Annotated in this window: 18 protein-coding genes; 9 read left to right on the forward strand and 9 right to left on the reverse strand. The window is 43.3% G+C overall.

The window, feature by feature from the left end:
- Positions 1-14: 14 nt before the first annotated feature.
- Positions 15-929, reverse strand: a complete 915-nt coding sequence (locus GFS24_RS03050; protein WP_153658096.1) for an AraC family transcriptional regulator — start codon at positions 927-929, stop codon at positions 15-17.
- Positions 930-957: 28 nt separating this feature from the next.
- The gene (locus tag GFS24_RS03055; RefSeq protein WP_153658097.1) at positions 958-1,359 is read right to left on the reverse strand and encodes a hypothetical protein; all 402 of its coding nucleotides are present in this window, start codon (positions 1,357-1,359) and stop codon (positions 958-960) included.
- A gap of 200 nt (positions 1,360-1,559) precedes the next feature.
- On the opposite strand from GFS24_RS03055, the gene GFS24_RS03060 reads away from it, so the two are divergent.
- Complete coding sequence (locus tag GFS24_RS03060; protein ID WP_153658098.1) at positions 1,560-2,309, forward strand: lipocalin-like domain-containing protein; 750 nt, start codon at positions 1,560-1,562, stop codon at positions 2,307-2,309.
- A 201-nt stretch (positions 2,310-2,510) separates the two neighbouring features.
- On the opposite strand, the gene GFS24_RS03065 is transcribed toward GFS24_RS03060, so the two are convergent.
- From GFS24_RS03065 to GFS24_RS03090, 6 genes are all read right to left on the reverse strand, one after another.
- A complete protein-coding gene (locus GFS24_RS03065; RefSeq protein ID WP_153658099.1) occupies positions 2,511-3,401 on the reverse strand; it encodes a DUF2268 domain-containing putative Zn-dependent protease in 891 nt (296 codons plus the stop codon).
- A gap of 459 nt (positions 3,402-3,860) precedes the next feature.
- Entirely contained in the window at positions 3,861-4,550 is a 690-nt protein-coding gene (locus GFS24_RS03070) for a TetR/AcrR family transcriptional regulator (protein ID WP_153658100.1), read from the reverse strand.
- Positions 4,551-4,623: 73 nt separating this feature from the next.
- Complete coding sequence (locus GFS24_RS03075) at positions 4,624-7,245, reverse strand: carboxypeptidase-like regulatory domain-containing protein (protein WP_153658101.1); 2,622 nt, start codon at positions 7,243-7,245, stop codon at positions 4,624-4,626.
- Positions 7,246-7,257: 12 nt separating this feature from the next.
- Positions 7,258-8,088 (reverse strand): GLPGLI family protein, encoded by an 831-nt coding sequence (locus GFS24_RS03080; RefSeq protein WP_153658102.1) that lies wholly within the window; start codon positions 8,086-8,088, stop codon positions 7,258-7,260.
- Between the two features lie 75 nt (positions 8,089-8,163).
- Entirely contained in the window at positions 8,164-8,481 is a 318-nt protein-coding gene (locus GFS24_RS03085; RefSeq protein WP_153658103.1) for a hypothetical protein, read from the reverse strand.
- Between the two features lie 460 nt (positions 8,482-8,941).
- Positions 8,942-10,180, reverse strand: coding sequence for an exo-beta-N-acetylmuramidase NamZ domain-containing protein (locus GFS24_RS03090; RefSeq protein WP_153658104.1), 1,239 nt, complete (start codon positions 10,178-10,180; stop codon positions 8,942-8,944).
- Positions 10,181-10,277: 97 nt separating this feature from the next.
- On the opposite strand from GFS24_RS03090, the gene GFS24_RS03095 reads away from it, so the two are divergent.
- From GFS24_RS03095 to GFS24_RS03110, 4 genes are read left to right on the forward strand one after another with little or no spacing between them, the layout of a single operon-like run.
- Positions 10,278-11,408 (forward strand): TlpA disulfide reductase family protein, encoded by a 1,131-nt coding sequence (locus tag GFS24_RS03095; RefSeq protein WP_153658105.1) that lies wholly within the window; start codon positions 10,278-10,280, stop codon positions 11,406-11,408.
- Between the two features lie 31 nt (positions 11,409-11,439).
- Positions 11,440-12,465: a hypothetical protein gene (locus tag GFS24_RS03100; RefSeq protein ID WP_153658106.1), complete on the forward strand. Its 1,026-nt coding sequence runs from the start codon at positions 11,440-11,442 to the stop codon at positions 12,463-12,465.
- A 49-nt stretch (positions 12,466-12,514) separates the two neighbouring features.
- Entirely contained in the window at positions 12,515-13,360 is an 846-nt protein-coding gene (gene fdhD / locus GFS24_RS03105) for a formate dehydrogenase accessory sulfurtransferase FdhD (RefSeq protein WP_153658107.1), read from the forward strand.
- A gap of 7 nt (positions 13,361-13,367) precedes the next feature.
- The gene (locus tag GFS24_RS03110) at positions 13,368-15,764 is read left to right on the forward strand and encodes an FdhF/YdeP family oxidoreductase (protein WP_153658108.1); all 2,397 of its coding nucleotides are present in this window, start codon (positions 13,368-13,370) and stop codon (positions 15,762-15,764) included.
- Here the strand turns inward: GFS24_RS03110 and GFS24_RS03115 are convergent.
- The gene (locus GFS24_RS03115; protein ID WP_153658109.1) at positions 15,709-16,386 is read right to left on the reverse strand and encodes a helix-turn-helix domain-containing protein; all 678 of its coding nucleotides are present in this window, start codon (positions 16,384-16,386) and stop codon (positions 15,709-15,711) included. The two genes, GFS24_RS03110 and GFS24_RS03115, sit on opposite strands and share 56 nt — an antisense overlap.
- Positions 16,387-16,489: 103 nt before the next feature.
- On the opposite strand from GFS24_RS03115, the gene GFS24_RS03120 reads away from it, so the two are divergent.
- From GFS24_RS03120 to GFS24_RS03135, 4 genes are all read left to right on the forward strand, one after another.
- Positions 16,490-16,882: a YbjN domain-containing protein gene (locus GFS24_RS03120; RefSeq protein ID WP_216647346.1), complete on the forward strand. Its 393-nt coding sequence runs from the start codon at positions 16,490-16,492 to the stop codon at positions 16,880-16,882.
- Between the two features lie 22 nt (positions 16,883-16,904).
- Positions 16,905-17,615, forward strand: a complete 711-nt coding sequence (locus GFS24_RS03125) for a PspA/IM30 family protein (protein WP_153658111.1) — start codon at positions 16,905-16,907, stop codon at positions 17,613-17,615.
- A gap of 6 nt (positions 17,616-17,621) precedes the next feature.
- Positions 17,622-18,287 (forward strand): OB-fold-containig protein, encoded by a 666-nt coding sequence (locus tag GFS24_RS03130; protein ID WP_153658112.1) that lies wholly within the window; start codon positions 17,622-17,624, stop codon positions 18,285-18,287.
- Positions 18,288-18,350: 63 nt separating this feature from the next.
- On the forward strand, positions 18,351-20,378 hold the full coding sequence (locus GFS24_RS03135; protein WP_153658113.1) for a flotillin family protein: 2,028 nt from the start codon (positions 18,351-18,353) through the stop codon (positions 20,376-20,378).
- Positions 20,379-20,386: the final 8 nt, after the last annotated feature.

Genomic DNA, 20,386 nt, shown 5'->3' on the forward strand with positions numbered 1-20,386 from the left:
CGGGTGGCCTCTTCCTAATTCAAAGATTTCTGATACTTATAAGGCGACAGGGATGTCTTCTTCTTAAAAACCTTACTAAACGACTGCGGGTGTTCAAAACCTAATTGAAAGGCCACCTCCGCTACAGACATACGCCCACCAGCCAGGAACTCTTTTGCTTTCTCAATCAGTTTCTGATGAATGTGTTGCTGTGTGTTAAGCCCTGTCAGATTCCTCAGCATATCGCTCAGGTAACCCGGGGACATGGCCAGGTGATCCGCAATGGCTTTCACCGTAGGAGGCCCTTCCTGCAATGCTTTGCCGCTATCAAAATACACCTCCAGGAAACCTTCCATTTTAATTAACAGGTCGTCATTGACCGGTTTTCGGGTAATGAACTGGCGATTGAAGAACCGCTCACAATTATTTAGCAATAGTTCAATATAATTGATCACAACTTTCTGGCTGATGTTATCAATTCGTTCCTGCATCTCCATACGGATGTTGTCAAATATAGACAGAACAATATCCCGCTCCTTGTTCGATAATTGCAGCGCTTCATTAGTGGCATAAGAAAAGTATCCATATTGTTTAATAGTGGAAGCCAATGCAGAACCTTTTAAAAAATCCGGGTGGATCAGCAGTGTGATGCCCTCACATTCTTCTTCATAACCGTTGGAAGCCATGAGATGATTAGGCGCAATGAAACTTAAGCCGCCACCATCAAAATCATAATATTGCTGGCCATATTTGATAGACCCTGTGAAAGAGCTTTTATACGAGATCTGATAGAAATTCAGCATCACTCCCTGGGCCAGGTCTTCAGGAGCTTCAGTAGCCTCATAAAAATTGCTCAAAGTAATTAATGGATGCAGTGGCGCAGCAAGCCCTAGTACTTTATTGAGTTCCCCGAGGGAGTTGAATATACGTGGTGCATGCTTCCTTTTCATACAATGAATTTACGAATAAACCCAAACGTTACTTCACATGCCGTTTATCCCACCAAAGAGCCAGGAGAATGAACAAAGCACCCGCTCCTTCCCAGGCAGCTGCCGGGATAAAAGCCTGAGGAGCTCTTCCAATGCATACAAGCACCAAAAATCCAAGGCACATCACCATCCGCGCAAAAATCAGGTATGCTTTAAAACGGTCCCATTTTTTCAGCACACCGTAAATGTAAATGATCCCGACGTAGATGGCTGATAAGGAGCCAGAGCCGAATAAACCAGGAATAACACTGTCTGCTGGCAAAGAAGACGCTGTTATTCCCATCATGCTATATTGGGCATCAGGATTGATCAGCCCCATCAAACCCAGAAAAAATCCTAACGCACCGAGCAGTATTACCACCACATCAGATGGTTTCCATTTCATTTTCATGATATCTTATTGAGAACTATCGGGCAAAGGTCCTGAATGGAGAGAAGGATTTATAAGCCAAACCATGGAAGTACTTAGCCAAAATGAGAGAATTGCAAGCTTTAAACCCACCTCCCGGCAATCAGTAAACACCCTCTTATAGATTGTTAAAATATTTAATATTTATATTAAATATACTATATTGCCGCCAAATTTAAACCATGAAAAAGAGAACTTCCCTATTCCTTTTATTATTGTCTTTACATTTTACTGCTTTTTGTCAAACAGAATCTTCCCTCATGGGAAAATGGATATTCAAAGATGTCTCTAATAAAGAGAAGATGGATGCTGCCAGTCTGAATATGCTGACTCAGATCTTTGGCAGCTTTTCCGTAGATCTTAAATCTGATCATCACTTTAAAATAGTGATGGGGAAAGAACAGGAAGGCACCTGGAGTTATTCCGAAGCAGACAAGAAGTTAACCTTAACACCCAATACAGGCAACGCATCTGTAGTAACAGTAAACCAGCCCGATGCTAATACAATGGAGTTTGCTTTTGACAAGAATAAAGCGTTGCTTCTTCAAAAAACCACTTCTTCAACAGAGGATAACACAGAAACATCACCAAAATCTCAAACACTCGCAGCAGCTTCTTCAGAGCAGCTTTGCATGAAATGGTATTTTCAGGGCAGAGAGAAGCCTAATACTTCCAAAGAACTACTGGAAACCAGTAACAAAATGTTCAGGGGTACTTTTTTTGAATTCAAACAAAACAAAACATATCATCTTAAACTGGGTGAAATTGCGGAAGAAGATGGCACATGGGCTTTAGAGGATGGTAATACCAGCCTGGTGCTTTCTGCAGACGGTAATAAAAAGTACTGGCAGATCAAAAGCATCAGCAGTACTACGCTGGTATTGGTTAAAAAAAATACAGAAGAAACCTGGACATTTAGCACCACATTATAGAAGTAAGATTGTCAAAAGTAATTGGTCCGGTTTTATTTGGGGCCGCAACAGGCCAATAGTTCGAATCTGGTCGTCCCGGCAAGCTTTAAGGTCATCTGAGAAATCGGGTGGCCTTTTTTGTTTTAGCGTGTCTTAATTTTCCCGTTTACCTCCTCACACTACCACCCCCTTCACTTAAATTTGCGGGCACGCCTTTTTTTATTACTTCAGGAATGCCTGCAAATAACCGCTCTTTACCAGAAAAGCTTTATGGTCCTTAATATCCAGGATCTCCTTTACGGCTTGCTTTTTATCCGCAGCTTTATTGAAGTACTGCTGTGTTATCTTATATCCCATCCAATACCCGAGGTCGTTGGGCCGGTCATCTTTTCCCGAAATACCATATAGCCAGTCTTTATAGTCAGTGCTATCCATTCTGGTTATAAATTCCCTGCATAATCTCGTTTCGTTTTTGTTCCCGTATTCCATGGCTTTCTTATTGATATTTTCGCCGGATATCAATTCTCCCAGGAAGTCGGCACTGCCTTCAATAATGGATTGTTCCAGGAGCGTTGGATTTTCCATCCAATTCTTTTGCTGGAAATGAATTAATTCATGCGCTACGATGAAAGGTATATTATTGATATCCGTTTGCATTTCGGCCCCGATGAATACGCCTTCCTCGTTAAATGTTCCGCCTGAATTATAGGCCCCTATCACAAAATAGACGGCAGGATACCGGGCTGGGGGGTACCAGTATTTTAATGCATAGAAAGTGCTGCGGCATTGTTTTTCCTTTGCTTTCATCTGCAAAGTGATCGGCCTCACTTTCTCGTAATCAGCATATCGTTTTTTCACCACTTTCATCAAATTCTCCGCATTCCTGATCCTGTTCTGAGTAAAGCCTTTAACACCAGCGCTTCCTATATCAAGATAAGCGCTGCCGAAAGGGTTTGTAGTACTGTCCTTTTGAAATTGGTCAAATGCCTTCCAGAAATTGTCGATGTCTTTCGTTAGAAAAACGGAGCTGTCCGGGTTGTTGGAAAAAGCCACCTGGGCATGAGCAGCATTTACAATGAAAATAGTTAACAACGTTGCGTAATACTTTAGCATGAGCGGTTAATTTTAATATTTTATGCTTTCGTTTTATAAATAAACAAATTTTATCCGCTTTAAAAGGCAGAAAAAAAGGCTTGATAAGTACTAAGTTTGAAATATATCCAGACATCATACTTGTAAGTACAAAAAGACTTACACCCATTTATATAAATTGGATAATGCTTAGCCAACCTCCCAAAAGCAAGGTGGAAGTATCCTTAAGTTGACAAAGCAAGTATAGACCGTCCATATAAAGGAGACGTTTCGCTATTTCGGGTGAATAGTGTTCATGATGATTTGATTGTCAAATAATTGCACCATTTCATTTGCCGTGAATGAGCATATAAATCAAAAAAATAATGAATCAATCCTGGAAATAAGGAATTTTGGTTCGAATTTAATCGTCCAAACAAGCTTTAAGGTCATCAGTTTACTGGTGGCCTTTTTTGTTTTAGTAATATTAGGATGGAAAATTCATTTCTCAACCTTAGCAAGCTTGTACGCCGTTTCAATATTATTTTGAATGGCTTTCGATATACGCTCTTTACCTTCCGCTTCATTGATGTCGATACCGCAAAAGGTACTACCGTAAGATTTTGCATGCAGGGACAAGTAATAGATCCCGGCAACCTGTATGGCCAAAAAAGCCCGAATATCTATTGCAGCATCTTTGAAGTCTTTATCTAAAATGGCAAGTACCTTTTCACCTGTTTCTTCTCTCTGGTCCGATACGCTCCGTAAAACTTTATTTTTTACCCCCAATCCCCAATGGATGATCTTTTGCTGGGCTTTATCCTTCAACAGGATATCAAATTGCGCTTGTAAAATGGCATTTATTGCAGCTTTCCCCAGATCGCCTGGATTTTGAACTATATGGTTGATCATTTTCTTCGCGTCTGATTTCCAGAAGTCCTTTTCAATAAGGTAGGTTTCTATCAGGTTATCCAGGCTTCCGAAATAGGTATAGATCAGTTTTCTGTCTAATCCGGCTTCCCTGGCAATATTGACTGCATTGAGCCCGGGATAGCCCTTTTTTTGCAGCACTTTCCCTACAGCAATAACAAGTCTTTTCATGGAACGCGCTTTTTCCCGAAGAGGTCCGGAAGCTATTTTTCTGGATTTCTGCTCCTTAATTTTGAGTGCCGCTTTCTTCTTTTTTGCCATTGTTTCCCTGGTTGAGACCTCTGTAAATTGTAACTTTTTAGGGATAAATTCAAATGCATTAAAACATATGGTTTTAAAAAACGAAAGAATGTTTTAATAAAAGTGTTCTTGCTCTGAGTGGCATTTGAAATATTGACTGTTGATTGGGGTTCGAATTGATCTGGATGTATGTGCCCTGATCAAACAAATTGATACCCTGAAGCTCAAAATAACTTTTCCATTTAGCAGGAGTGTATTTTACTTTACAATCCATAAAACCATTAGTGATCGAATGTTGCAAGGATTGCCTATAGGAGGTGAAATTATAAGTTACTCCGTATAATACCTGTTCGGTCAGGTTGTGCTGCCATTCCGCTTTAATCTTTTCGAAGCGGGTAGTGTTTTTAGTAGCGTAATCAGACGCATTAATGAATTGCCCTGCCTCTCCGGTAACCGAAAGCGTTGCTGCAGCAAACAATTTTTTTCTTGCTGTAACTGATAGGTTCATGCTGGTGGAACGGAATGGTGAAATTTGATCATTGTAAAAGATGTTGCCTTTTTGCAAACTTATATTGCCAAAAGCGGAAACATTGATAGAAAGGAAGAAAATATATTTTGATATGTTCGCACTTAGCGCATATTTGTCTGTGTTGTTTTTAAGATCAATAGCTATTGATCTCGTAAGGCCACTATCAATTGTATATGCAGTAATAAAGTTTTGTTGAGTTCTGTCGTAGAGGAGATTCAGGTTATAAAAGAACATCTTTAATGGCTTTCGGTAGGAATACCTGGCGCCAAATGAAACAATATCCGTTTTCGGCAGGGGAGTGTTATTATAGTTATACTGCCTGTAATTAACCAGTATGGCTCCCGGATAAATATCATTGATCTGGCCAAACGTTGTTTGTTGTGTGTGTCGGAAATTCGATTCACCATACTTGCCCATGCTTTTCCGAAATTCAACTATAGGATTGAACAAAAGGTACTTGTTTCCCTTAGAAGTGTAATGAATAAAGCTGTAGGTCGGGCTCGTTTCGATGCTGACAGATCCTTTTTTAAAGAGATAAATGGCCGAAGCCTTGCTGAAAAAATACAAATTATTAAATGTGACATCATTTTTAAACTGGCTGCCGGCATGTTTTATTACATTGGCGCTATCTGTGAAAAATAGATCCGAGTTTAGTTCATTCCGTTCATAAGAAACTCCCAGGGAAGCGGAAAGAACAAACTGATTAAATTTTGCTTTGTATGTTGCCGATTGGTTGATAAAAACATTTTTGGTATGTGCCTGCTGCTCCAGCATAATTTCTCCCTGTATACCTGGAGTTAGCGCTAAGTTTTCATCCAGCTTGCTATACTGCACTACCGAGTTATACTGAAGCAGGTTATTCTTTCCTAATGCCTTTACAAGGGTAGTTTCGTTGCTTAGGGATGAATGATCAGTGGGTTGGCGCTGTGTAAAATCCTGTCCATTTTGGACCATGCTCCCTTCTCTGTCCCATTTAGGGAGATCTAATTTGGTCACGGATATTAAATATACCGACTTGCTGTTTTTTTCGATCTGTGAATGGATCTGCCAATGATTGAGATTAAATACATTATGCTGTATCTCATCATAACCTATTGTATCAGCATTGGGAAGAATATAAGAAACCTGGTTACTGTAGTTATATTTGCGCTTTAGCTGAAGTGTGGAAACATTTAAGCGAAAAGACCAGTCATCTGTGAACTTGAGTAATGTGTTGATGTTCGCTGTATTGTCGTTATTCATTAAGTAGTATTTCTCCGCTATACCAGGCAATGTTTCATTCTCCATGGAAAGGTAGGGGTGGGGACTCATTAGTGTTGATTCATTGCCGTTTGACGATACACCGATGTCAGCATTTTCGTTTTCCAGGTTCTCCCCAATATTATTGGTTTTGAGGTTATTAATGCTCTTTATCTGCTTCTTAAAAATGAGATTATTCAATTGTGCGCTATAAGCTTTATTGCCCAGGCCAATATCACCCGTGTTAATAGTCGTAGTGCGGGCATTATCAGTTAGCTTAAGGTTTAACGAAACATTATTGGCAACTACATATCCGTTCAGCGCTTTTATGGGCTGGTCACGCTCAATTACCTGTACCTGCTCCACAGCTTCCACAGGTACATTATTGGTGGCAAGCCTGTATTTACCACCTAAAAGATTGTCCCCGTCGATATAGATATTATTAATGCGTTTCCCATTGTAGCTGATGGCACCCTTATCGTCCACCTGCAAGCCGGGTAATCTGCCGATCAGATCAGCAATTACCCGATCATTTTTATCAGCAAATGCCTTTACATTATATTTTAACGTATCACTGTCCAGCGATATCTTACTATCCGATCTTATGACTACTTCCTGTAATTGCCTGGCTGTTTTTCTTAAAGTTATTACGTATTGTTCGTTGGGTATTGAGAGCGGTAGAATAAATTGTTGGTAACCCAGGGCGGTTACTTTGATAGCAAGATGCTCATCCGTATTTGGAAATATGCAATTGAAGATCCCCTTATGATTGGTTCTTTCAAAAGTAATACCTGCTCCATCTTTGTTGATGATAGTTACAGATGCTCCGATAACCGGGCTGCCAACGCTATCTTTTACTAAACCATGTACGGTTTGGGTGGTTTGCGCAAAGAGCAGAGAGGAGGAGCATAGCAGAAAAAAAAGTAAGAACAGGTGCCTTGTGTACAAGCCGTTATAAGCTTAGTTTGTTAACTCCAGTGGGTAATTTATTGTCAATTTTTTACGGGGTGTCCCCTGGGTGTCCCCTTGAACAGTTACCTTATCTATTGTGATATCAGTTCCACTATTTCCATCTATGTTTAAATTTTCCCGCCAGGCCTTTTCCATGCGATTATATTCTTTAGTGGTAGTAACAATAGCGTCCAAAGGAGGTTCCAGGGAAATATTGTTGGGGAGCGAGCCGTCTGATACTATTTTTGTGCAGGTGAATCTTATTCTTTGGCTGGCGTCATAGGCTTCCAGGATTAAGCCGGGCAGGCCCTGCAATTTCCATGGACCAAAATTTACCGGAATATCAGTTGTGAACCAGGCGGTATATTTCCGGCCTTTGCATATACCCGTAGCCTTTTGGCAGGTATAGCCCAGTAATGTCCTGGTGTCTTTTTCAATCTGCCAGTTGATCTTTTCAAGCGCCTCCGCTATCAGATAGTCATTTTCACTAAAAAGCTTACTTATATAAATGGCTTTCTCATTTTCTGAGGTGTATATCTTCTCTGTAGTGGAGGGTACCAGAAGTCCCATATTGATCGCGTCGCTACCCGCTTTAGCGGCAGCTTCCATTTGCGCTGTATGGATGGAATCCTGCAGCTGCTTTGTGTAGCTTCTATACACACTTCTTTGGTCGTTAAATGCCATCTGAAAATCTTCCTCCCAGATCCGCCGTGCATTCGTCGTATCACGAGTGTGGGAAAAGTGATAATAGGCAACGCCTGATACCCCGGCGTTATTACTAAACGAACAAAAAAGGAATAATAATGATACCGGTACGGTAAACTTTATATAGTGCAGCATACATTCTTAATTGGTGAATTAAATACCCCAGGGTAATCCCCGGGGTATTTAATTAAGCGAAAACCCATTATTTCATTAGAAGCAACCGCCACCCGCATTCGCATAACCGCAGGCGTAGTTATACGCTGTTTGCTGGAATTCAGAATTGGGCATGGCATTTCCTCCAGACACATACACCGTCAGCGATCCGCCGCAGTTGTCATAAAATGTAAAGGCCATTTGCCGGCGGAATGCACTTTCGTCACCTTTAATTACGATAAACTTGGTTTTGCCTTCGGAAACCTTTGTTGCCGCTGCTTTCGTTGCCTTCGGGGTTTCTTTTGAAGCAGGGGTACCAGCATAAGCGCCAATAGCCACAAACGAGCATAATAATGCGATAGATAAACGTTTCATTTTTGTTTTTTTTGATGAATAAAAAAGCGGAGCTGATATATCCGGATGCTTTATCCGGTATACTCTTTTATGGATGGCCATCGGTGTATTTCCTGTAGCAAATGTAGAATCAGTCTTTCAGATTTCAAAATTTAATTCTCACTAGTGTGATTTATATTCCATGTTCCGTGCAGTTTACTGTTGGATTAGAAATAACCCAATCTGACCGCCTTATTTCAATGGAAAGCTTATGGATCAGGACCTGTTGAACCATTAAAAGCACAGCTATTTAAGAATTGCAGCTACGGCGGATGGGCCGCATCATTTGAAATTGGTGATTATACCGCCGCAGACCTTGCTGCGAAAGGAGGGATAAACAATGATGCCTCCTCTATTAAAATACCTGGATTGAAAAAGGTCATCTCGAAAGAGATGACCTTTTATTCATGTATTTTTTTCACCCGCATACCTAAGAACCCCCCTAATCTTTATATATCACGTATTTCTTACGCATCTTTTTGTAATTGCTCAGTCCCGGTTCCCATGTTTTACGGATCTCCTCTTCAGAAACGCCGTCGATGATCTGTTGCCTGATTAAGCCGGAGCCTATCTGTATTTCGATGTTATTCATTTCCTTACTTTGCTTTGAATCGAAGAACTTTTCTTTTTGCGGCGATGCTTTATATAACTCCATGATCCATTGCAGGTTTATCTTTTTGCTTTTCAGCAGCAGATTTACATCATAGTTCCTCAGGTCTAGACCATAACAAACCTGGTCAGCAAACAATGGTGTTTCAGCCATGCCTTTTATGCCCGTAGGAGTATAGGAGAATGAATATTTTTCTTTGAAATAGGGTGCCCCAATAACTGTAAACGGATAATAAGTGCCGCGCCCATGATTTACATATATTCCTTCAAACATACAGGTGGAAGGATACAGCATGATCGCCTGCTGTGTGTTAAGATTGGGTGATGGCTTTGTCGGCAGCGTATAATACATGCTATGATTGTAATTGGCAACCGGTATAATTTTCAGCTGACATTTTACCTTGTTCGTCAGCCATCCTTCGCCATTCGCCATCTTTGCAAACTCTGCTACAGTTAATCCATGCGACATAGGGATGGGAAACATACCTATCCCCGATTTATATTTCATATCCAGTACCGGCCCGTCTATCAAATAAGCATTAGGATTGGGACGGTCGAGGATCATTAGTTCTTTTTTACTTTCCGCACAGGCTTCCATCAGTCTCGACAGCGCATTGATATTGGTGTAAAAGCGAACACCAACATCCTGCACATCGTAGATCAAAATATCTACATCTGCCAGGTCTTCTTTGGTTGGCTTATTCTTTTTTCCATATAAAGAAACGATGGATATGCCTGTTTTTTGATCTTTTTCATCAGCCACTTCCATACCTGCACTGGCATTGCCCCGAAAACCATGTTCAGGCCCGAAAACTTTTACGATATTAACGCCGCGCGATTGCAGGCTGTCCACCAAATGCCTGTTGCCTATGATCGAAGTTTGATTAGCAAGTATGGCTACACGCTTTCCTTTCAGATAAGGCAAATATTTTTCTGTTTGATCAGCACCGGTTTTGATCGAATCTTTTTTATTACTAACAGCAGCTTCTTTTTGCTGCGAAGGATTTTTATAGGCGGTTATCAGCACTACAACAAAGAATGCGAGCGAAATGAAGGCCAAAGTTTTTTTCATCATTTTCAAATATAATCAACGCCCTGTATATACCTGCTATTTCAGACTTTAAATGCCCCCTTTTTTATTATATTGGGGGAAATAGTAAAATACGTTCATGATTAAAAACACCATATTAACCACACTGCTCGTCTTCACGGTGCTCCCGGCACTGGGGCAAAACAATGTGACGATCGAAGGCCGGATCAAAGACCTGCCTGCCGGTCAGACTGTCTATTTAACATCTTTCTCCGCTTCAACGAAGGACTCTGCAGTTACTACATCCGGACGCTTTACCATCAGCACCCATGTAAAGCAAGGTGATGCGAATGTTTACATACTGCAGATTGGCAGGGCTTACAATAGAGATAATGGGACGGCCGTATATCTCGATGAAGGAAAGGTACGCATCAATGGTAATGGCCCTGGATTCAGGGACGCCAAAGCGACCGGCACTACCGCACTGAAGGATTACAACAGCTTCTATGCGGAGATGGAGAAAGTACCACAGCTACAACGCCGCAAAGAGTTGCATGAGAAATCGGGTAAACTATCCACAAAAGATTCCGTTGCTTACCGGGCCCTGCAGCTTGAACTGCGGCGAATGTGGGAAGCAGAGTTGGCATTCACGATCAATTGGGTGAAAGACCATCCGTCTTCCCCCATCAGTGCCTACCAGATTAGGACGCTGGGTAGTGACATAAAACTTGCAGAAAAGGAAGCGTTATACAATTCTCTGGACGGATCCGCCCGGAACAATATGCCGGCGAAGGAACTGGCGAAGGAATTCCGCTCAGCCAAAGCCGCCGTGATAGGAAAAGCTGCCCCGATCTTTACACAGAACGATACACTCGGCAAAGCGGTGAGCCTCGCCGATTTCAAAGGGAAATATGTGCTGGTGGACTTCTGGGCAAGCTGGTGCGTACCCTGCCGCGCTGAAAATCCGCATGTAGTGAAAGCTTTCAAGCAATATCAATCCAAAAACTTCACTGTGCTGGGTGTTGCTTTCGAGCGGCCGGAAGATAAGGACAAATGGATGAAAGCCATTCACGACGATAAACTCACCTGGACGCATGTATCCGATCTCAGTTATGGGGATAATGCTGCAGGCGAGTTGTATGGTATCCGCTCAATCCCTGCTAATGTGCTCATAGGGCCGGATGGTGTCATCTTAGACAAGAACCTCCGCGGGGAAAAGCTGTTCATGAAACTGAAAGAACTGTTAGGCCCTGTCTCCATAGAAGAGTAATTGTATATTTGGAAGTAACATCTTATCATCTATGAGATATTTACCATTTTTATTCGCGGCGGCATTCGCTTTACAGGCTTGCTCCCTGAGTAAGAACACCACAACAGGAAATGAAAACCCTGTAGTAGAAAAGATCTGGAGCCAGGCGCCACACAATGCTTTTACAGACCTGATCCGATTCAAAGGTGCATTTTACTGCGCTTTCCGTGAAGCAGAAGGCCACATATCCGGCGCTGACGGTAAAGCGCGCATCCTCCGTTCCAAAGACGGCAAAACATGGGAAAGCATAGCGCTGCTCGAAGTAAAGGACAGGGATATCAGAGATCCTAAATTATCCATCACCCCGCAAAACCGCATCATGGTGCTGATGGACGTAGAAGCGCACGAAGGCAAAAAAGTGATTAGCCGAAAGCCGCTCATTTCATTGTCCGATGAAGGAGGTGATACATTCAGCACACCGGAAGTTTCAACAGTAGACCCATCCATAGCTTCGTGGTCTGATTGGATATGGCGGCTGACCTGGCATAAGGGAACCGGCTACGGTATCCTGTACCAGCAGGAGAAGATCTATCTCGTTAGCACTAAAGACGGACGTTATTTTCAGCATGTATCGCAGCTCGTGCTGGACGGCAGGCCGAACGAAAGTGCCATCCGTTTCAATGATAACGGTAAAATGTATGTGGTGATCCGTCGCGAAGCAGGAGATCAGATGGGAGTGCTGGCCACAGCAGAAGCGCCCTACAAGGAGTGGAGTTTCTCGAAGATGGAAAACCGGATCGGCGGGCCTGATTTTCTCTTTCTTAATCAACAAACGCTCGTGATCGGTACCCGTCAATACCAACCGAAAGTGAGTATGGTAATATATGTAGCCGGACTGGACGGTAAGGTTCGTAAAACCATCCCGCTACCCAGTGGTGGTGATACCAGTTATCCAGGCATGCTTATCTGGAAAGGGCAGTTATGGGCTTCCTATTATTCATCCCACGAAGGCAAATCATCGATATACATTGCGCAGATTCCATTACAGCTGCTGGACTCAAAGCCCCCTACCTATTAGTGTAATAAATTATCTAAATTTATTACTCAAACGTCTTTAATAATTTCATATGGAAACAAACAGTTTGGAAGCCGTTTCTATGAAACAGGTTGTTATCAGCAGGATGGATGGGCTATCCATCTCAGAGTTTTCCGATATACTTTCTGTTGAAGAGCCGTTGGAAATAAAAATAGACTATAGCGCCGGAATAGAGAGAACGCAAAAGAACATCTCAGTTACAATGAGAACTCCCGGTAACGACCTGGAGCTGGCTGCCGGCTTTTTATTTACAGAAGGGATCATTTCTTCCAAAGATGATATAAAAAAGGTTTCCCACGCGCAAATGAGCAACATGGTGACACTGGAACTCGCGGAAGGATTTACGCCCTCCCTGATGCAATCTGACAGGAACTTTTATACAACTTCCAGTTGTGGCGTTTGCGGAAAGGACTCCATTCAATCTATAAGAACAGTAAACTCATTTTGTCATTTAAATAAGCTTCAGCTAGATCTGTCTACTGATCTGCTTTTCCGTTTGCCGGACAAACTAAGAGAAGCGCAAAGAGGCTTTGCGGCTTCGGGAGGTTTACATGCATCGGGGCTTTTTTCACTGGATGGAGAGTTGATACTGCTGCGGGAAGATGTGGGCAGGCACAATGCGCTGGACAAATTAATTGGTACTGCGCTGTTCGAAGGGTTGATGCCATTGAACCAGCATATTTTACTGCTCAGCGGAAGAGCAAGTTTTGAATTAATTCAAAAAGCAGCCATGGCGGGTATTTCTATTGTTGCCGCTATCGGAGCGCCATCAAGCCTGGCTGTAGAGCTTGCTAAAGAATTTGATATGACACTCCTGGGATTCCTGAAGGAAAACAGGTTTAATATCTATAATGCAGGTCGAATAAATTTTAAATGAAAATAACATGCAAGAGAAACCCAATGCAGAAAACCCCTATAAGTTATCCGGTCTGAAACTCACGCCGTTGAAAACATGGGCTGCGGGTATTCCTGCTGTAAAGGCTGCATTGGCCGATCTTTTTGAGCAAGGTGTACCTTTCCGCGGAGCAAAAGCCTTATTAAAAATGAATCAGTTTGGCGGCTTTGACTGCTCCAGTTGCGCATGGCCAGACCCTGATGATGATCGATCTCCCCTCGGTGAATATTGCGAAAACGGCGTGAAAGCTTTGGCAGAAGAAGCAACCACCAAAAAGATCACGGCAGAGTTCTTTAAGCAGCACGCCGTTTATGATCTGGCCAAATTGAATGATTTCGAAATTGGCCGTTTGGGAAGACTAACAGAACCTATGTATCTCCCCGCAGGCGGAACACATTATCAGCCGATCACCTGGGATGATGCTTTTAAGAAAATAGCCACTCATCTGAACGCATTGGACTCCCCGGATGAGGCTGCATTTTACACTTCCGGAAGAACCAGCAATGAGGCATCATTCGTCTACCAGCTTTTTGTAAGAGAGTATGGCACTAACAATATGCCGGACTGTTCCAATATGTGTCATGAAACATCGGGAACTGCTTTACGCCCTACTATAGGCATCGGAAAGGGAACTGTAAAACTGGAAGATTTTTATGACACAGATGTAATTATGATCATCGGGCAAAACCCGGGCACCAATGCTCCCAGGATGCTGAGTGCACTGGAGAAGGGCAAAAAGAACGGGGCTAAGATCATTGCCGTAAACCCATTACCTGAAGCCGGATTAATGGGCTTCCGTAATCCCCAGGAGATTGGTGGCATTGTAGGGCATGGTGGTAAGCTCGCAGACCTTTATCTGCCTGTAAAAATAAATGGAGATATGGCACTGTTAAAGGCCATCGAATTGCTGTTGCTCGATTTTGAAAGAAAACATCCCGGCGAAGTAGTGGATCATAAATTTATAGAAGAAAAAACAGTAGGGTATGATGCGTTTATCCGGCAGTTTGAAAGTTATACATTAGAAGAACTGGCAGAAGCGTCCGGTGTATCCCAGGCAGATCTTTATGAAGCCGCTCAAATGCTGGCATTTAAAAAACGGATAATCATATGTTGGGGAATGGGTATTACCCAGCAACCAAATGGGGTAGACATGATCAAAGAGATGCTCAATATACTTTTATTAAAAGGAAGTATGGGCAAACCCGGAGCCGGTGTTTGTCCGGTGAGAGGGCATAGCAATGTGCAGGGTAACAGAACCATGATGATCAATGAAAAACCTGCAGGTGCGCAGCTGGACCGCCTGAAGGAAGTTTTTGGTTTTAATCCTCCGCGTAAACATGGATATGACGTAGTCAGGGCCATAAAAGCAATGGATGAAGGAAAGCTGAAGGTGCTTTTTTGTATGGGCGGGAATTTCTTATCTGCTACGCCGGATACCACCTATACCGCTGCTGCTATAAGGAAATTGAACTTAACAGCGTGGGTTTCTACAAAACTTAACAGGGGGCATTTAGTACACGGCAAAGAGGCTATTATCCTGCCTACCTTATCCCGTAGTGATCTCGATATTGTAAATGGGGAATTGCAGATCATCAGCACGGAAAATTCGATGGGCGTTGTGCAGTCATCCAAAGGAATGCTGACACCTGTATCTGATGATCTTGTTAACGAAACGCAGATCGCCTGCCGGTTAGCAATAGCTACCCTTCAGCACACTGTTGTAAACTGGCAGCGTTATGCTGATAGTTACGATGCGGTAAGAGATGATATTGAAAAATGTATTCCCGGCTTTGAAAATTACAACAAAAGAGTACGGGAAAAAGGAGGATTCTATCTGCCTAATGCTGCACGGGATGGCCATTTTATTACGGAGGAATTTGGAAATCATGCTCCCTTTACGGTAACCGGGGTTCCTGAAACCAGGCTGGCGTATGATGAATATATGATGGCTACTACACGTACGCATGACCAGTTTAATACTACCATCTACGGATTGGATGATCGTTACCGGGGCGTTAAAAACGAACGCCGGGTAATATTTATGAATGAAAAGGATATTGAGAAGGCTGGTTTCAAAGCAGGGGATAAGGTAGATCTTTTCAACTACGATGATAACAGGGAGCGGATTGCCCCCTTATTCATTATCATTGCCTACCCGATACCGGAGAAAAATACAGTTACCTATTTTCCTGAAACAAACGTTTTGGTTTCTGTCAATAATGTTGTGAAAGAGAGTAATATGCCTGCTTCAAAGTATGTGAGGATTAAGATCAGGAAACACAGCCCTGAAATATATGAACGGGTGAAAAAACTGGAAGCAGGGGAGGCCTTTACCCTACCCGCTGATACATCCCAAATAACTTCCAGAACAACTTCTCCTGCTTAAAATTAAAGCGGTGTTTCTTGAAATCATTTAGAACCAGATCTGTTTGACCATCCTTCATTTCAAACTGCCCGATCATAATTTCCTGCTCAGCGGCATACAGACCCGTTTTATGCTGGCACAAATGAATATTTTGCTGTGTTACTTCTTCAAAGACCAATACATCATTTACCTGGAATTGGGCCGTAGAAGCATGGCGGGGGATATTATGAGAAAAGGTAAGTGCCACCAGGCGAAGATTGCCCGCCTCTGGCAGTACCAGCTTCGGGAATGTGGCCCATTCGTTAAACTGCAGTTCGCGGTGGCTGCATTTCATGTAAATATTATCGTTCATGAAAGGTACCTCCCGCAATTGCAGGTTGATCATATGGTTGGCATCATCGATGAGCTTGTCACCATTGAATTGCAGGATTTCATTGATAGTCAGCAGCTGCTTCACAAAATTATCCAGCGGAATGCAAAAATGATTGGCAATGCGTACCACCGTATCGATCCGTGGTTCCGCCCGGTTTTCCTCATAAGACGAAATATTTCCCCTGGTAAGTTCAAACAGATCGGCAAAAGCCTGCTGGCTAAGGCCTTTCGTTGTTCTTATTTTCTTAATATTGGCTCCTATTTGTGTCATCCCCACAAATATAAGGCAAAATAGTTTATCTATTGTGCTAATTTAATTTGCAATTGTGTTTTGTTTTTGTACATTTGATGAGGAAATGAATAAAACAACCCGAATGAACTATATCGATACCATTGAAGATTTTGCAACCAGGCTCAACTGCCGGATCGTTTACAAAAACGAGCAGAACGGCATTCTGAAGATCGATAATCAGCCTGATGGTATTAATAATCTGATCATCGGCATTGCTCCGCCTATCTTAATTATGGAGCAGTTCCTTTTTTCGTTCCGCGATGATCATGCGGAAATGTTTAAAAAGCTGCTGCAGAAGAACAGGGATACCATACACGGTGCCTTTGTAATTAATGAAGAAGGTAATAAAGTGTTGTTCCGCTACACCATGCAGCTGGGGAATATCGACTTTAATGAATTTGAAGGCGCGATCAACTCGCTCGGCCTGTTGCTGAGCGAATATTCGCAACAGATCATCGATTTTTCAAAATTATAGGGATATAAAAAAACATTAAGCCATGAACATTTTCAAACGACTTTTCAGAATAGGCCAGGCGGAAATACATGCCGCTGTAGAAAAAATGGAAGATCCTGTTAAAATGACGGAGCAGGGGCTGCGTGAATTGCGGCAGGACCTGGTGGATGCAACGGAAGCCTACGCGAAAGTGAAGGCCCTGGCTATCCGCACGGAAAATGAACAGGCCGGTTGCCAGAAAGAATCGCTTAATTATGGAGAAAAAGCTATTTTGATCATGCAAAAAGCCCAGGCAGGACAAGTTGACCTGGTAAAAGCAGAAGAATTAGCCCGGGAAGCGCTTTCTTTACGTCGCAAATTTTATGCGGAATCCGAAGAGCTGAGCACACAGGTAGTGGCTTTACAGCAATCTTCCGCTGAGATGCTTCGAAACACCGAGATCCTCAGGGATAACATGGATAAGTGGGAAAAGGAACTGAGAACGCTGAAGGCCAGAGCCAAAGTAAGCAAAGCTACCGAGCAGGTGAACAAACAACTCGCCCAGCTGGATACTAACGGAACCATTGCCATGCTGGAGCGGATGAAAGCCAAGGTGGAGGATCAGGAAGCCCTGGCCAAAGCCTACGGTGAAATTGCCCGCGACAGAAACACATTGAAAGATGAATTGAATACAATTTTAAAAGACGACTCTTTATCTATCGAAAAAGACTTGAAGGCGATCAAGGAAAAACTGGGTATCGCCGATAATTCCTGATGATCTATGGCTAATATAGTTGACCTGTTATTTAATCCGCTCAGTAACGCCATCATGACTGTAACCACAGGCGTTACCGTTATATACTGGATCTTTAACCTCATTTTCGGCAGTGTGCTGGGCGATGGAGATCTGGATGCAGACGGCATTGATGCAGATGTAGATGCGGATGCCGATGCAGACCTTGATGGTGACAGCTCCACCTGGGATAAGCTGTTGGCCTTTGTGAACGTAGGCAAGGTGCCCTTCATGATCGTTTTATCTGTTTTTAAACTAATTGCCTGGATTTTTACGCTGGCCTCGTCCATTGTATTTAACCTTGTTACCTGGGGCTGGATGTCCGTTTTTATCCTGTTTCCTGTTATTTTCGTAGCTTTCATCGTTACCCGCTTCGCTACCAAACCACTCGTTAAATTATATCACGCCATGGGCTATAACGGAGAAGAGGCGTACGACCTGCTGGGCCGCTCCGCCCGCATGCTGTCCACCATTTCCGGCGATACCATTGGGGCCGCGGAACTGAAGGTGCAGGGAGATGTAGCGCGTATAAACGTAAAAAGCAAAACCGGTGAAACCATCCGCTTCGATGCAGATGTGATGATCATGGATGAATCGCCGGATAAAAAATATTATATCGTAGTGCCGGAAGTTAACCTGGCAAATATTGTGTAGGCATACTTCTCTTACCTGAATGAAAAATACATCTATCTTATCATTAAAATCAAATTCAAGACTATGGGAGCTTTAGGAGGAATCACCTTGCTGTTCGTTGGCGGTGTAGTTTTTCTGTTGTTCATTATTCTGTATGCCTTCGCTGCATGGTACCGGAAAATACCTCAGGGCAAAGCTATTGTGCGCACCGGTGTGGGGGGCGGAAAAGTTGCCTTCAACAGAGGTATGTATGTGATCCCCATCTTGCACAAAATGGAAATCATGGATATTTCCGTAAAGAAACTGCAGATCGACCGGATGGAATACGAGGGTTTGATCTGTAAAGACAATATCCGTGCAGATATCAAAGTAGCGTTGTTTGTGCGGGTGAACAAAAATGTGGACGATGTACTGAATGTGGCACAGATCATTGGCACGGAAAGAGCCAGTGATGTAGACACACTGCGCAACCTTTTTGAGGCCAAGTTCTCTGAAGCACTGAAAACCGTTGGTAAGAAATTTGATTTCATTGAACTGTACGAAGCCCGCCGCGAATTCAGAACAGAGATCCTCAACATCATCGGCACCGATCTGAACGGTTATATCCTCGATGACTGTGCTATCGATTACCTGGAGCAAACGGAAATGAAATTCCTGAGCCCGCAGAACATCCTCGATTCGCAGGGTATCAAAAAGATCACTGAACTCACAGCAGAACAAAATATCAAAGCCAACCTGATCAAACGGGAGGAAGAAAAAGTGATCAAGAAGCAAAACGTGGAAGCGCGGGAAGCTATTCTTGAGCTGGACCGTCAAATGGCAGAGAAAGAAGAGAAGCAGAAAAGAGAGATCGACAATATCCGTTCCCGCGAAAATGCGGAGATCATAAAGGTGCGCGAAGAGGAACGCCTCAGATCCCAGTCTGTTCGTATTAAAACAGATGAATCGCTGGCAGTACAGGAAGAAAACAAACTTCGCCAGATCATCATTGCGGAGAAAAATAAACAACGTACCGATGCGGTGGAAACAGAAAGAGTGGAGAAAGACCGCGCCCTGGAAGCCACCGAACGTGAAAAAATTGTAACACTGGCGCAGATCGAAAAGGAGAAGACCCTGGAAGTAGAACGTAAAAATATCCAGGATGTGATCCGCGATCGCGTACGCCTGGAGAAAGGTGTGGTAGAAGAGCAACAGGGCGTAAAAGACCTGGAAGCCTTCCGTGGCGTTGAACGTGCAAAAACAGTAGGTATCACCCAGGCTACCCAGCAGGCAGAAGAAAAACTGATCTACACCGTGAAAGCCGCCGAAGCTGAAAAGAAAGCAGCAGAAGAAAATGCCAAACAATTGGTGATAGAGGCAGACGCGAAGAAAGAAGCGGCCATCAGGGAAGCGGAATCCCGCAAAGTACTGGCAGAAGCGCAGGCGAGGGAAGGAGCTGCCGTAGGTTTGTCTGAAGCGGAAGTAATGATTGCGAAAGCAGAAGCTGCGGAAAGACAAGGTATCGTGGATGCCGGCATAATTGAGAAACTGGCAGAAGCGAGAAGGAAAGAAGGTCTTTCTGAGGCTGAAGTAACCAAAGAAAAAGCTTTTGCGGAAGCTGCTGGTATACAGGAAAAAGCAGAAGCCATGAAGAAGCTGGACGCGGTAGGCAAGGACCACGAAGAGTTCAAATTGCTGCTCATCAAGGAAAAAGACATCGCGCTGGCGCAGATCAATATCCAGAAAGATATTGCAAATGCTCAGGCCGCTGTACTGGGCGATGCGCTCAGATCTGCGAGAATTGATATCGTAGGTGGTGAAACCATGTTCTTCCAGAACATCATCAACCAGGTATCTAATGCCAAAGGGTTCGACCGCCTGATCAACGAAAGTGAGCATGCTACGCATCTCAAAACGGCCATCCTCGGCGATGGCGCCAATGGTGGTGATCTGCTGGCACGCGTCCGGGATTTTGCGGATAAATACAACATTTCATCCAACGATATCAAAAACCTGACAATCTCCAGCCTGCTGCTGAAAATGCAGCAGAACAGCTCCGAAAGCGACCGCTCTTCGTTGCTGAACCTGGCAGCACTGGCCAACAGCCTGGGTATATCTAACAAGAAGTTGTAACAATGTTT

The organism is Chitinophaga sp. SYP-B3965, from assembly GCF_009647655.1.
Lineage (GTDB): Bacteria > Bacteroidota > Bacteroidia > Chitinophagales > Chitinophagaceae > Chitinophaga.

Excerpts from the sequence above, each read along its gene's own strand:
- GFS24_RS03050 (WP_153658096.1), bottom strand. The coding sequence starts at position 929 with ATGAAAAGGAAGCATGCACCACGTATATTCAACTCCCTCGGGGAACTC.
- GFS24_RS03055 (WP_153658097.1), bottom strand. The coding sequence starts at position 1,359 with ATGAAAATGAAATGGAAACCATCTGATGTGGTGGTAATACTGCTCGGT.
- GFS24_RS03060 (WP_153658098.1), top strand. The coding sequence starts at position 1,560 with ATGAAAAAGAGAACTTCCCTATTCCTTTTATTATTGTCTTTACATTTT.
- GFS24_RS03065 (WP_153658099.1), bottom strand. The coding sequence starts at position 3,401 with ATGCTAAAGTATTACGCAACGTTGTTAACTATTTTCATTGTAAATGCT.
- GFS24_RS03070 (WP_153658100.1), bottom strand. The coding sequence starts at position 4,550 with ATGGCAAAAAAGAAGAAAGCGGCACTCAAAATTAAGGAGCAGAAATCC.
- GFS24_RS03080 (WP_153658102.1), bottom strand. The coding sequence starts at position 8,088 with ATGCTGCACTATATAAAGTTTACCGTACCGGTATCATTATTATTCCTT.
- GFS24_RS03085 (WP_153658103.1), bottom strand. The coding sequence starts at position 8,481 with ATGAAACGTTTATCTATCGCATTATTATGCTCGTTTGTGGCTATTGGC.
- GFS24_RS03090 (WP_153658104.1), bottom strand. The coding sequence starts at position 10,180 with ATGAAAAAAACTTTGGCCTTCATTTCGCTCGCATTCTTTGTTGTAGTG.
- GFS24_RS03095 (WP_153658105.1), top strand. The coding sequence starts at position 10,278 with ATGATTAAAAACACCATATTAACCACACTGCTCGTCTTCACGGTGCTC.
- GFS24_RS03100 (WP_153658106.1), top strand. The coding sequence starts at position 11,440 with ATGAGATATTTACCATTTTTATTCGCGGCGGCATTCGCTTTACAGGCT.
- fdhD (WP_153658107.1), top strand. The coding sequence starts at position 12,515 with ATGGAAACAAACAGTTTGGAAGCCGTTTCTATGAAACAGGTTGTTATC.
- GFS24_RS03110 (WP_153658108.1), top strand. The coding sequence starts at position 13,368 with ATGCAAGAGAAACCCAATGCAGAAAACCCCTATAAGTTATCCGGTCTG.
- GFS24_RS03115 (WP_153658109.1), bottom strand. The coding sequence starts at position 16,386 with ATGACACAAATAGGAGCCAATATTAAGAAAATAAGAACAACGAAAGGC.
- GFS24_RS03120 (WP_216647346.1), top strand. The coding sequence starts at position 16,490 with ATGAACTATATCGATACCATTGAAGATTTTGCAACCAGGCTCAACTGC.
- GFS24_RS03125 (WP_153658111.1), top strand. The coding sequence starts at position 16,905 with ATGAACATTTTCAAACGACTTTTCAGAATAGGCCAGGCGGAAATACAT.
- GFS24_RS03130 (WP_153658112.1), top strand. The coding sequence starts at position 17,622 with ATGGCTAATATAGTTGACCTGTTATTTAATCCGCTCAGTAACGCCATC.
- GFS24_RS03135 (WP_153658113.1), top strand. The coding sequence starts at position 18,351 with ATGGGAGCTTTAGGAGGAATCACCTTGCTGTTCGTTGGCGGTGTAGTT.